A 12446-nucleotide genomic window follows, 5' to 3' on the forward strand; every position below is an offset into this window, starting at 1 on the left:
CGTGAACGATGCGTGCGGGGCGCGGTACTGGTGGCCGCTGGCTGCAACCGTTACTGGCGCTATCCACACAGCGCTTAACGAATTGCAGCGGCAGATCGGCAAGCCGATCGCCGTGTTTCCGCATGGCGAACTGGTAGCGCATCCACGGGAGGGGTCGCTGGACCCGGCCGTTACCTTGACGTTGCGGGCATATCGGCCCGTGCTCGAATGCGCGCTGGTTGCGCAGTGCGGCCGCCCGGTGCGGCGGCAATTGTTGCGCAACTCGATTTGGTGATCTGTGTGGATACGGAGATCGTACATGTGGCGGGATCGGACGGCACGCCGTGCTGGGTGCTGCTGCCGACCCAGGGTATCGACTGGCGCTGGATGCATGGGTGGGAAGATTCCCCGTGGTATCCCGGGGTGAGGTTGTTCAGGCAGGCGGTGCAGGGGCAGTGGCCCCATACAGTGGAGCGGGTGAGTGCGGCGTTACGCACCGGAGCATTGGGGCTATAGGCTGATTTCGTTCGCGCAAGCAGGTCGGGGCGGTTCGAGGACACTTGGATCCGGAGATACCGTTATTCGAAGGAGACTGAGATATGGGTACGAAGCTTGTATTGATTGGTGCAGGCGAAATGGCAGAAATTGCCTATGAATATTTCACGCATGATTCGGATTACGATGTGGTGGCTTTCTGCGTCGAGCGCAGCTATATCCGGCAACCGGAGCTAAACGACAAGCCGGTCGTGGCTTATGAAGATCTGCCGGAACTCTATCCCTCCTCGGACTACACGTTGTTCGTCGCCATTCCGTCTTCGCAGCTGAACGCCCTGCGTACCCGCTTTTATCTGGACGCGAAGAGCAGGGGGTACCGTTTTGCTACCTACATCAGTTCGCGGGCATTTGTGTGGCGTAATGCTGTTATTGGCGAAAACACTTTCATCTTCGAAAACAATGTCATTCAACCGTTCGTGACGGTTGGTAACAACTGTATTCTCTGGAGTGGGAATCATGTCGGCCACAGAACGACTATCAAGGACCATGTTTTCATTTCATCGCACGTGGTGATTTCCGGTTACTGTGAAATTGGCGAATCTTGCTTCCTGGGTGTGAACAGCACGTTCAACGATCATGTCAAGGTTGCTGATCATTGTGTCGTCGGGTCGGGGGCGCTTATTACAAAAGACACGGAGGCGAATCGGATCTACGTGGCTTACGCGTCCAAACCAGTTCCTGGCAAGCTCGCAACGGAAGTCGAGCTATAGATAGACGTGATGCCCCGTCAAGCTGGGACATGTGTACAAACACCACGATAGCGATACGCCGCAAATGACGATTCATTGGGAAAAACTGGGGGCCGTGTTTCACACGGCAACACAAGGTCGGTCGTGGATGAACAATTCGGCGCTCACCCCGACGCCGTTCTTGATCGATAGCAATACGATCCGCGTATACGCGGGGTTCCGGGATGAGACTGGGGTGAGCCGTATCGGCTATGTCGATGTTGCCTCGTCGGATCCGACGAAGGTGTTGAAGGTTTCGGAAAAGCCAGTGCTCGACGTCGGCCGCAATGGCTGTTTCGACGATAACGGCGTGATCCTTGGCGACGTCGTCCGCGGTTCCGGGGGAATTTATATGTTCTATGTCGGGTTTCAGCTGGTTGCGAAAGCCAAGTTCCTGGCATTCAGTGGCGTGGCACGTTCAACCGATGGCGGCCATTCGTTCACTCGCTTGTCTGAGTCACCGATCCTGGATCGGGCCAAAGGCCAGTCGACGATCGGGGCGATTCACTCTGCCTACTTTGAGAATGGTCGCTGGCGGCTCTGGTACGCCAGCGGGGACGACTGGGAGATCATCGGCAACAAGCCCTTTCCGCAGTACCACATTCGCTGTGTCGAAGCGGACGATCTCCTTGATATCCCGCGGCAAGGGATACTGTGTGTCAACGTGCGCGGTGACGAATACCGTATAGGCCGCCCTCGGGTCTACCGCATCGGCGGTCAGTACTTGATGTATTACACGAAGGGGACGATCTCGGGCTCCTATTTTCCAGGTTTAGCCAGATCCGAAGACGGCGTCAACTGGACCCGAGATGACGAAGAATTGGGGATATTGCTTTCGGAAAGCGGCTGGGATTCGCAAACACTGTGCTATCCCGCATTAATTACGGCGGGGGACGTAACGTACATGTTCTATAACGGCAACAACATGGGGTACGACGGTTTCGGCTGCGCATTGGCGCGAGGGATCGCGGTCGATGAGGCGGATATATGATGCGTGCATCGCATTGGAAATGACCGTGGATGCAACCATTTCACTCAAAGCATACGCGGCAGAGGATGCGCATGTCTGGAATCACGTCGTCCGGCAGTCGTGCAATGGTAATTTTCTGCACGTGCGCGAGTACATGGATTACCACAAGGAGCGGTTTGAAGAGTGTTCCGTGGTTCTGTTCCGTAACGAAAAGCCGGTTGCCGTATTTCCGGCGAGCCGGGACGGTGTCACGGTTAGCTCGCATGCCGGCCTGACTTACGGCGGTTTGATCCATACCGATGACCTAGGGGCACACGATACCTTGTTGGCCTTCGCACTGATTGGCGAGCATTACCGGAATCTGGGTGTCCAGTCGGTGATCTACAAGGCCATTCCTCAGGTGTTTCATCGGCTCCCCAGCCAGAACGACCTGTATGCGTTGACGCGTTCTGGTGCAACGCTGATACGTCGTGATCTGTCAACGGTAGTCTTTCTCGATGAGCCGATCCGCTTTTCCAAAGGCAGGAAATGGGCCATTAACAAGGCCAAGAAGTCGGCTATCGAGATCAGGCGATCAGATGATCTAGACCGGTTCCATGGACTGCTCGCGCACGTTCTGGAGAGGTTCGATGCAAGGCCCACTCATTCGTGCGCCGAATTGCGGTTGCTGTTTGAGCGGTTTCCAGAGGAAATCACGCTGCATGTCGCTGAACAGGGGGATCACTTGCTGGCTGGTGCCATCGTGTACGATTTCGGTCACATCGCCCACACGCAGTACCTCGCTAATTCCGATGCGGGCCGCCGCGTGGGGGCGCTAGATCTGCTCCTCGCCGAGTTGATTGTGAAGTACGGACAGAGACGGTTCTTCAGTTTCGGCATATCAACGGAGCAGCACGGGCTTCATCTGAATACCGGACTCGTCTCTCAAAAAGAGGCGTATGGTGGGCGAACCATTGTGCACGACTTCTATCAGTGGGTTTTGTGAGTCGACTCCTCTTATCTATCTTTCTACGATGAGCAATCTCGACCAATACGTCATCCGCCATGGCATAACAGAGCGGTACGCCTCGGCGACAGAAACGGAATTCTGCGTCGAGGAGATTCTTACGAAGGGCTATAGCGTCATTCCCGGGAGTTTCGATGCGGCCACGATCGCATGCGTTTCCGAATGCTCGGACAAGGCGTATGCGAAGCAGTGCGAGACGCTGGGGGGAGAGGAAAATCTTAACCGAATCAACGATGCGAATATCGCCAGGGCACCTTCGGCCGACTTTGATGTATTCATTCACGTCGCCATGGACCCCAAAGTGCATGCTGTCGCAAACGCACTGTTGGGGAAAAATTTCATTCTGTACTCGCAGAATGCGATTCTTAACGTTCCGTCGACGAATCACTACCAGTTCTCGTGGCACCGCGACTTGAACTATCAGCACTGGACGTCTTCGCGTTGCCTCGCCTTGAGTGCCCTGCTGTGTGTCGATTCTTTTGATGATGTTACAGGTGGGACGTACGTTTTGCTCGCAACCCACAAGGTAGAGAAGTTCCCCTCGGATCGCTACGTTCTGGAAAACCAACTCTGTGTGCATGCACGCGCTGGCGACTGGATTCTCTTCGACAGCATGTTGTTCCATCGCACGGGGAAAAATGCTTCGACGGCTATTCGTCGCGCGGTCAACCACATCATCGTGCCGCCGTTCATGGCGCAGCAATACGACTTCATGGCTATGCTGGGCGACAAATTGAAGACACAGGAAGAACGGGTGTTCTTCGGTCAGGGACGAAAGACGGCCGCCTCGGCCACCGAGTGGCGGCAAATCCGTATGGACAGGCTATGACGAGCATGTGTCACGCCAGCGAAGGGTGCGTATACCAACGCGGCGATCTCCGCAAGTTGATTGTCTTGCCGAAAAGACGCGAGTTTGGCGGGTAGTTCAGCGGTTTGGCTGGAGGGAATCCGCCGTAGTATTGGCTGCATGGTGGACGAGTGCGTGTGCGACGCACCGAGATGGTTGGCCGGGTGGCGCCGGAAGTTCTCCTGATACGAACGATGACGACGAATGCAGGCGAAGTGCGCGCGACGGGCAGCAATGCAAGTGTTGACGCCTATAGCGTGTCGCCGTTGCAGGCCGACTCCAAGGTTCGCGATTTCGGACATGGTTGGCTCGAAGCGGTAGCGTTCGCGTTGGGCATCGCCCGTCGCCAAAAATCCACGGCTTATCATTGGAGGTCACTATGCAGCCGAGCGAGCAGGCGTTGCAACAGGCGCTCACGCTTCACCAAACGGGGCACCACGCAGAAGCAGCGCATGCCTATCAGAGAGCGCTGGCGCTCAAGCCCGATTTCGCCGACGCGTACTACCATTTTGGTCGGTTGATGCACGAACTCGGCCACACGGAGAACGCGTTCGCGTGCTATCGGCGTGCGGTCGAGTGCAATGCCGAGTTCGCACCGGCCTTTCGCGCTCTCGGCCAGCTATTTGCGCAGCAAAAGCAGTTCGATGCGGCGATATCGGTCCAGCAGGCCGCGATCGCGTTGAGTCCGGCCGACCCGCTACCGTACGTGGATCTGGGGCAGACGCTGGTCGATGCAGAGCGTACGCTCGAAGCGGTCGATGTGAGCCTGCTCGCGATTCCCGCGCAATGGGCCGACGTGTACGCGCAGCGCAAGCGCGCCGGTGCTTTTGGGACGGATGCGAGCACTGCGCCAGCGAACACGAGCGACCCGAACCGGAATTTCTTCTCGACGGTCGAGGCGTTGCTGACCGAAATCGAGCATCGGCGTATGCGCGGTAATCTGGAGGGGGGGCTGTCGCTGATTCAGCACGTCGTGCAGATGTGCATCAACGATCGGCGCAGCGTCGCGAAGATTTTTGCCGACGCGCGTCTCGACGCGGCGTGTCAGCGGATCGGTGCCGATTGCGAAGCACGTCTGCCTGCGGTTGAGCCCGCGCAGGCGGCGCGAACCGACTGCGTGTTCCTCGTGACCGAACTTTGGTGGGCCGGCGGGCACACCGCAGCGCTCGAGGATTTGCTCGCGACGAAACGCTTTGGCGAGCGTGTCGTTATCCTGCATACGGATGCCTACGATCGTCCCCACCCGGAGGTCGCCGCCACCCGCTTCGGTGCCGCCGCGACGGCAGAAATAGCGCCTAAGGGCGGTCTTGCCGACAAGCTTGCATGGACGCTGAAACGTTTGCGCGAATTGCGTCCGAAGCGGCTCATCGTGATGAATCACCATGACGACGCCGCCGCGATTGCCTCTGCGCAGCCATCGGTGGCGGACGAAACTATCTACTACCACCATTGCGATCACCACCTCGCGCTGGGTGTCACGCTGGCTCATGCCGTGCATGTTGATATCAGTCCGATGGCGTGGCATAACTGTCGCGATGCGCTCGGGATCGAAAAGCGAGCTTACTGGCCGCTGACGGCGCACGATCTGGGGGCGCGCGCCGGGGCCGGCTGGATGGTGGACGGCAATCTGCGCACGTGCTCGAGCGGATCGTCGCTCGGCAAGTTCGAGCATGCGTACCGGTATGCATACGCGGATGTCGTGCCGCGCATAATGGCATGTACGGGTGGCGTGCACGTCCATATCGGTCCGCTTTCCGAATCCACGCTGGCGCGTATTCGAGGAAGCCTGAACGCGCTCGGTATTCCGCCGCAACGCTTCGTTCATGTGCCGCGGGTGCGCAGCGTATGGCGGGCGTTCGACGCGTTCAAGATCGATGTGATGCTGGCGTCGTTTCCGCTGGGGGGCGGCAAGGTGCTGATCGAGGCAATGGGTTCCGGGACGCCGGCGATCGGGCACGACTGCTATATTTCGCCGTTTTTTAGCGGGCGCGAGATGTTTTATCCAGACGCGTTCATGTGGCGGCATCCGGATGAACTGCTCGCGCATTTGCGCGGCCTGACGGCGACGCAGCTCGGGTACGAGTCGCGTGTGGCGCGCGCGCGTTTCGAGCAATTTCATACGCTCGATGCGCTGACGCGCGCGATCGACGGCGGCCCCGACACGCCCGCCGTGCCCGACATGCTGCCGCCGCACGAGGATCCACTGCAGATGTTCCTAGACGACGCGCAATACGCGGAACAGGACTATCTGAAGCTCGCGCCATATCTGCGTTGAATCCGGCATCGAGTGGCACATTGGGTCCGGTCAGCCGAATTGGCGGGTTTTCGATGGGGTAATCGGCAATTTGTACAACCGAACCGATTGCGAGAATAAGCCACTCAAACTGTATCGAGGCACATGCCGTCCATTCATTGGCACGGGCGGTGCCGGCCATCAATTTTCTGGATTCTCCTTGACGGAGCAGGTGCATGCCTCTCAATGATTGCCGGATAATCGAGCTACCTAAAATTACCGATCCGCGCGGAAATCTCACCTTTGTGGAGGGCGGTAATCACGTGCCGTTCGATTTCCGCCGCGCCTATTACCTGTACGACGTGCCGGGCGGCTCGGATCGCGGTGCGCATGCGCACCGGAAGTTGCATCAGTTCGTGATTGCAATGTCCGGCAGCTTCGACCTAGTGCTCGACGACGGCGACTGCCGGCGGCGCTTCCATATGAATCGCTCGTATTACGGCCTGTACGTCTGCCCGATGATGTGGCGAATGCTCGACAATTTTTCGTCTGGTGCGGTATGCCTCGTGCTGGCCTCGGAGCATTACGATCCGGCCGACTACATTCGAGACCACGACGAGTTCCTACGCCTGGCCAGACAGCGGCGCCAGGCGGGCGAATAGAGTCGACGACAGTCCGCCCCTCCCTACTCGCCGGAATACGCATGCCAATCGATTTTCTGAATCTCAAGCAGGTCAACGCGCCGTACGAAGCGGACATCCGGGACGCCGTCGGCCGGGTGATCGATTCGGGGTGGTACGTGCTTGGCGAGGAGACGCGCGCATTCGAGCAGGAGTTCGCGGACTATTGCGGCGTCGCGCACTGCATCGGCGTTGCGAACGGACTCGACGCATTGCACCTGATCCTGCGCGCGTACGGTATCGGCTCCGGTGACGAAGTCATCGTGCCGGCCAACACGTTCATTGCTACGTGGCTCGCAGTCAGTCAGACCGGAGCGTGCATCGTGCCGGTCGAGCCGGACGAGCGCACCGCGAATATTGATCCGGCGCGTATCGAAGCGGCGGTGACGTCGCGAACCCGGGCCATCATGCCGGTCCATCTGTACGGCCAACCGGCCGACATCGCGCCGATCAAGGCCATCGCGCAACGGCATGGTTTGCGCGTAATCGAAGACGCAGCACAAGCGCATGGAGCGACCTGGCGCGGGCGCCGTGCGGGTTCGTTGGGCGATGCGGCCGGATTCAGTTTCTATCCCAGCAAGAACCTCGGCGCGCTCGGCGACGGCGGCGCCATTACGACGAACGACGGTCTTCTCGCGGAAACGCTGCGCAAATTGCGCAACTACGGGGCGTCGGTCAAATACCGTCATGATCTCGCGGGGCAGAACTCGCGTCTCGACGACATCCAGTCCGCAGTGCTGCGCGTGAAGCTGCGTCACCTCGATGCCGACAACGCTCGCCGCGCGGCGCTTGCCGCCGTTTATCTGAACGGGCTGGCCGGTGTGCCGGTCGGGCTCCCGCATGTGCTGGATGACGCGATGTCGGTGTGGCACCTCTTCGTGATTAGAACGGGCGCGCGTGCGACACTCCAGGCGCATTTGGCCTCGCAGGACATTGCGACCCAGATTCACTATCCGACGCCCAACCATCGACAACCGGCATACGCGGCCGATGCGTGGCCCGATCTGCCGATCACTGACAGGCTGCAATCTGAAGTATTGAGCTTGCCGTTTGCACCGTATATGACGGAGGAAACGGCGCTCACAGTATGCGCAAGCATTCGCGAATTCTTCACGCGATGCGGGTACGAAGGTACATTCGCCTGACAGCGCGGCGCAGACGGCGATATAGCACAACCCCTATCCCAAGAATCGACATGATCTCTGATTTCACCCCGCTGTTCGTCGTCGGTGCGCCGCGCTCGGGAACGACAATCCTTCATGCGCTCGTATGCGCATCGGAGAAGACCAACGGATACGTGAACGAGTGCTGCTATTCCACGGAGTTGATCAAGCCTTTTCTAACCGCCTTGGGCACATTTGATACCCACACGAAGGCTCTCTTCGATACGCGCGAAGCATTCGCGTTGCACTACTGGGACATTCTTAAAAGCGAACTGGCCCTCCTGTGGAGAAAGTTCGGCCGTCCGGATGTCCTTGCGCTCAAGGATCCGATGATGACGCCTTTGGTGCCGCATCTGGCGAAACTTGTTCACGGATCGAAATTCGTCGTGCCTGTACGTGATCCGCGGGCCGTGATTTCGTCGCGAATCGAGGCCGCACACAAAGAATGGGCGGCCAACCGTTGAAAAAGCACCAGCTCAACGAGTTCTGCAATCAATACGTGCAGATGTACTCGGTCATCCTCGACGCAGTGCCTCAATTGGGCGCACGTATGCTGCCGATCGACTATCGGGATATTGTCTACGGTCAGGCTGCCGGCAAATTGGCTCAATTCGGGCCCGGACCCATCGACGCGAACAAAACTTGGTCCCGCACGCACGTCGACCCGGCGTCGGCAGTAAACAATCCGTGGGAAACCCGGCTACATGGCAAGCTGCCGGTTACGGATTCCCTCGAGCGCTATCGCGAGATTTTGATTCCGGTGATTGAGCAATACATCCTGGGCGTCTGCGGTCCCGTGGCCGAGCGGCTCGGTGTGCTCTGACCGTCAAACGTATTCAGGCGTTCGTCATGAATTCATCCACGTTAATCGGGTTGTACGGGGCGGGCCTCGTAGGGCATAGTATCGGGCAGGCGTTTGCACAGCCGTTCGTGTTCGTCGACGATACGCCTGAAAAGCAGGGAACCCGCATCGACGGGCACGATGTACTCAGCCTCGAACAGTTCGCCAACTTTCCGGCGGAGCGGCATCAGCTATTCATCTGTATTTATCAACCACGGTTCTCTTGGGAGCGCAAGCGCGAACAGATTCTGCAGCAATATCCTTCGCTGAATGTGAGCTCGTTTGCGGATCTGTTCGTTTCCTCGAGCATCGATACGGCTTACGCGTTCTTCGAACCTGCCGATGTGCTGAAACAAAAGCTCGAGCGTTATACGCAGATCGCCTCGCTTCTGGAGGATGAGCTTTCGCGGCAGACGCTGGATGCGCACCTTCAATTTCGGTTGACAGGCCAATTCGACAAAATCGTCTGGACATCACGGCGCGATGTGCCGTTCCTTGTTGCGGCACTGAAACCCGACGTGACGTATGTGGATGCAGGCGCATTCGATGGCGATACGGCGGAAGATTTCCTGGCGCTGAGCGGCGGGCGATTCTCGCGGATTCGGATCGTCGAGCCAGACGCGAGCAATCTCGCGCGCGCGCACGCACGCATGACCCGACTCGGCATACACGATCGGGTGGAGTTCCACGCGCAGGCGATCACGGACACGCGTGGCATGATCGGTTTTAACGAGCGCGGCAGGGAAGGTTCGTCCGTCGATCCGATGTCAGCGCACAAGGTCGAGGCGGTCATGCTGTCCGACTTCGATGCGCAGGGGCAACTCTACGTGAAGCTCGATATCGAGGGCGCGGAAACGGCGGCACTGCGGGCTTCGCGCGATTTCATCGCCGCGCGCCGACCGCTCCTCGCAATCAGCGTCTATCACCGGCCGGACGATCTGCTGGACATCGCGGAAGGGTTCGTCGATACCGGCTACGCGCTTTATCTGCGTTGCCACGGAGAGGCCGGAGGCGACGATCTGATGCTGTACGGACTGCCGCGAAGCGCCTGATTCGACCGTTGGATCGTTCGTAGGGGCCGCGTGAATGCCGCTGACCCGGCGGCGCGGTAATGACCACCGCTTATTGGGCCAGAGCGCGTTGTCGTTTCGCGCCCCGCGCGCAGCATTTCGTACCAGTCGTCGTGCGGCACGCGTGTCGATGTACGAGTCGATGCTCGAATTCGGCTTCATATACTGCTGTCCCCACGTCGACGGCAGATGTTCGTCCCGACGATGTACGCCACGATGTGCACGTCGAAGAGCATTTTGGCCTGAGCGAACAGATGGGAAAACGCGTGCTGGTTGATAAGGTTCTCTGCATTCCGTACGAGCGTATGGAGAGGGTCGCGCTAGATCTGCTGAAGGGTTGTTCGTGGGGATGATCGCGGTTTAGCCGCGGCCGCTCCGGTGCGCGAGGCGCGCTGATATAGGGTGAACTGGGGGGCGTTTGGCGGTTAGTTCGGCCGTTTGAGCGGCGCGGATCCGCGTTAGCATCAGCTGATAGTTTGAGAAAGTGCGGTGCGATGCCCCGCAATACGGCGGATGGCGCCGAAGATTCTTGTGGATACCGATGATGGCAACCGATGTGGGCGAAGTGCACGCGACGAGCGGCAATGCCGGGAGCGATGCGTTTACCGTGTTTCATAAGTTGAGCGATTTCGATTGGCTGAAAGTCCTGGCCGTCAGCGTGCAGCATGAGGTGATCGAGGGCGTGCGTTTCCCGCGCTTTCCAGCCGATCAATTGCAGGCGAATTTCGTCGGCTCCGCCAACGCAACGGCATTGCACGAGGCTCACCAGTTCTACGCCGAGTTGAAGCGGCAGGCGTCTGCGGAGGGTTCGCCGCTGCAAGCCGACTCCAGGATTCTCGATTTCGGATGCGGGTGGGGGCGGTATCTGCGGTTCTTCTGGAAGGATGTGCGGGAAAGTGGCCTGTTCGGCGTCGACGTGGATCCCGACATTCTGTCGACCTGCATGCAAACAGGGGTGCGGGGGAAATTCGCACGGATTCAGCCGACCGGCAAGCTGCCGTTCGATGACGGATTTTTCTCGCACGCCATGGCGTACTCGGTCTTTACGCACCTGCCGGAGCCGGTCCACATGCACTGGATGCAGGAGCTTGCCCGCGTCATCCGTCCGGGCGGAACCTTCACGCTGACGCTGGAGCCGCGGCGCTTCCTGCATTTCGTCGCCGAACTGGGCACGAAAAACACACAGGACAACGGCTGGCATGAGGTGCTGGTTCGGCATGCCTCTTCTATTCCGCAACTCCTCAATCTGTTCAACGAGGGCAAGATCGCGTATTTGCCGACCGGCGGGGGCGGGGTTCGTTCGTCTGACGTCTACGGCGATGCCGTCGTGCCGCTTTCGTTCATCGCGAAACACTGGACACGATACTTCGAGATCGTTGATTACATCGACGATCCGGCGCGCTTCTGGCAGGCGGTGCTTGTCGTGAAGCGCCGAGTCGCTTAAAGACCTGCGGCCGGGATTGTGCAACGGCTGGTTGCCGCCCGATTCGTGCTCGTGCTTAGTCTTTCGCTCCTCCCCACAAATGAAACGCAAGCTATTCCAGATATTCCACTCAGAAGACGCGCGCGCCGCGCTCGATAAAGGCTTTATCCCGCTCGACAATACGGGGCAACGTCTCGATTGGTTCGACTATTGGCCGGTGCGGCGTTTTCTGCTTCAGAACCCTGTCGATCCGGACGCGGGCTACGGATTTTTCTCGGCTCAATTCGGCGAAAAAACGGGGCTGGACGCGCAGCAGGTAGCGCAGTTCGTGGCGGACATGCCCGAGGACACCGATGTCGCTGCGTTTACGCCGGGTTTTGCGGACGTTGCGTATTTCAGTAGCGTCTACGAACAGATCGAGCGCATCCATCCCGACGCGGCAGCCGCGATTCGGGGCGTCGTGTCGCTCATGGCGCCGGGGCAGGACAGCCGCACGCTGCTCGATACGCTGGTGATGTGCTCCACGCAGACAGTGTTCGCCAATTATGTCGTCGCGAAGCCGGCGTTCTGGCAGGCGTGGCTCGGGCATTGCGAAACGGTTTTTCAACTGGCGGAGCGCGGCGAAGGGGACTTAGGGCAGCTGCTCAATGCGCTTGTTCCTTGGGGCACGCATCAGGTGCCGGTGAAGGTGTTCGTGATCGAAGCGATGGCCTCGCTCATGATCGGGCTGTCGCCGTCCAGATGGCGCGTGCGGCAGTTCAATTCGATTCAGTTGCCGGCAAGCGAGCGAACCGACGAGCGCGGCAACGTGCAGATCGCGCGCGACGAACTGATCGTGCTCGATGCGCTCAAGCACGCGGCGATCGATACCGGCATCGTCGAGTACTACCTCACGTACCTGCAGCGCAGGGACGATCTGGAGAATCGGCCCGCGGGCGAGCGGGCGGCGGC

General features: G+C 59.1%; 12 protein-coding genes and 2 pseudogenes. All 14 read left to right on the plus strand.

What is annotated here, in order from left to right; genetic code table 11:
• Positions 1–274 (plus strand): annotated as a pseudogene (locus WCA85_RS21260) (hypothetical protein); the annotation flags it as partial.
• Positions 244–495 (plus strand): annotated as a pseudogene (locus WCA85_RS21265) (tetratricopeptide repeat protein); the annotation flags it as partial. The pseudogenes WCA85_RS21260 and WCA85_RS21265, both read left to right, overlap by 31 nt.
• Before the next feature lie 83 nt (positions 496–578).
• Positions 579–1244, plus strand: coding sequence for an acetyltransferase (locus WCA85_RS21270; protein ID WP_424066845.1), 666 nt, complete (start codon positions 579–581; stop codon positions 1242–1244).
• Between the two features lie 31 nt (positions 1245–1275).
• A complete protein-coding gene (locus WCA85_RS21275) occupies positions 1276–2253 on the plus strand; it encodes a hypothetical protein (RefSeq protein WP_424066846.1) in 978 nt (325 codons plus the stop codon).
• A 19-nt stretch (positions 2254–2272) separates the two neighbouring features.
• The gene (locus tag WCA85_RS21280; RefSeq protein ID WP_424066847.1) at positions 2273–3217 is read left to right on the plus strand and encodes a GNAT family N-acetyltransferase; all 945 of its coding nucleotides are present in this window, start codon (positions 2273–2275) and stop codon (positions 3215–3217) included.
• A gap of 28 nt (positions 3218–3245) precedes the next feature.
• The gene (locus WCA85_RS21285) at positions 3246–4067 is read left to right on the plus strand and encodes a phytanoyl-CoA dioxygenase family protein (RefSeq protein ID WP_424066848.1); all 822 of its coding nucleotides are present in this window, start codon (positions 3246–3248) and stop codon (positions 4065–4067) included.
• 397 nt (positions 4068–4464) lie between these two features.
• Complete coding sequence (locus WCA85_RS21290; protein WP_424066849.1) at positions 4465–6360, plus strand: tetratricopeptide repeat protein; 1896 nt, start codon at positions 4465–4467, stop codon at positions 6358–6360.
• 194 nt (positions 6361–6554) lie between these two features.
• Complete coding sequence (locus WCA85_RS21295) at positions 6555–6980, plus strand: sugar 3,4-ketoisomerase (RefSeq protein ID WP_424066850.1); 426 nt, start codon at positions 6555–6557, stop codon at positions 6978–6980.
• Between the two features lie 41 nt (positions 6981–7021).
• A complete protein-coding gene (locus WCA85_RS21300; RefSeq protein WP_424066851.1) occupies positions 7022–8143 on the plus strand; it encodes a DegT/DnrJ/EryC1/StrS family aminotransferase in 1122 nt (373 codons plus the stop codon).
• A gap of 50 nt (positions 8144–8193) precedes the next feature.
• Positions 8194–8625: a sulfotransferase gene (locus WCA85_RS21305; protein WP_424066852.1), complete on the plus strand. Its 432-nt coding sequence runs from the start codon at positions 8194–8196 to the stop codon at positions 8623–8625.
• Positions 8607–8984, plus strand: coding sequence for a hypothetical protein (locus tag WCA85_RS21310; protein WP_424066853.1), 378 nt, complete (start codon positions 8607–8609; stop codon positions 8982–8984). Before WCA85_RS21305 ends, WCA85_RS21310 begins: the two co-directional genes overlap by 19 nt.
• A 26-nt stretch (positions 8985–9010) precedes the next feature.
• Entirely contained in the window at positions 9011–10054 is a 1044-nt protein-coding gene (locus tag WCA85_RS21315; RefSeq protein WP_424066854.1) for an FkbM family methyltransferase, read from the plus strand.
• 562 nt (positions 10055–10616) lie between these two features.
• Positions 10617–11516, plus strand: coding sequence for a class I SAM-dependent methyltransferase (locus WCA85_RS21320; RefSeq protein ID WP_424066855.1), 900 nt, complete (start codon positions 10617–10619; stop codon positions 11514–11516).
• Positions 11517–11595: 79 nt separating this feature from the next.
• Positions 11596–12446: hypothetical protein (locus WCA85_RS21325; RefSeq protein ID WP_424066856.1), on the plus strand; the 851-nt coding region annotated here is incomplete at its 3' end.

Origin of the sequence: Paraburkholderia sp., from assembly GCF_049581445.1 — a bacterium.
Taxonomy (GTDB): Bacteria; Pseudomonadota; Gammaproteobacteria; order Burkholderiales; family Burkholderiaceae; genus Paraburkholderia.

Bases quoted from the DNA above. Each gene is read 5' to 3' on its own strand.
- WCA85_RS21270 (WP_424066845.1), top strand. From the start codon at position 579: ATGGGTACGAAGCTTGTATTGATTGGTGCAGGCGAAATGGCAGAAATT.
- WCA85_RS21280 (WP_424066847.1), top strand. From the start codon at position 2,273: ATGACCGTGGATGCAACCATTTCACTCAAAGCATACGCGGCAGAGGAT.
- WCA85_RS21285 (WP_424066848.1), top strand. From the start codon at position 3,246: ATGAGCAATCTCGACCAATACGTCATCCGCCATGGCATAACAGAGCGG.
- WCA85_RS21290 (WP_424066849.1), top strand. From the start codon at position 4,465: ATGCAGCCGAGCGAGCAGGCGTTGCAACAGGCGCTCACGCTTCACCAA.
- WCA85_RS21295 (WP_424066850.1), top strand. From the start codon at position 6,555: ATGCCTCTCAATGATTGCCGGATAATCGAGCTACCTAAAATTACCGAT.
- WCA85_RS21300 (WP_424066851.1), top strand. From the start codon at position 7,022: ATGCCAATCGATTTTCTGAATCTCAAGCAGGTCAACGCGCCGTACGAA.
- WCA85_RS21305 (WP_424066852.1), top strand. From the start codon at position 8,194: ATGATCTCTGATTTCACCCCGCTGTTCGTCGTCGGTGCGCCGCGCTCG.
- WCA85_RS21310 (WP_424066853.1), top strand. From the start codon at position 8,607: ATGGGCGGCCAACCGTTGAAAAAGCACCAGCTCAACGAGTTCTGCAAT.
- WCA85_RS21315 (WP_424066854.1), top strand. From the start codon at position 9,011: ATGAATTCATCCACGTTAATCGGGTTGTACGGGGCGGGCCTCGTAGGG.
- WCA85_RS21320 (WP_424066855.1), top strand. From the start codon at position 10,617: ATGGCAACCGATGTGGGCGAAGTGCACGCGACGAGCGGCAATGCCGGG.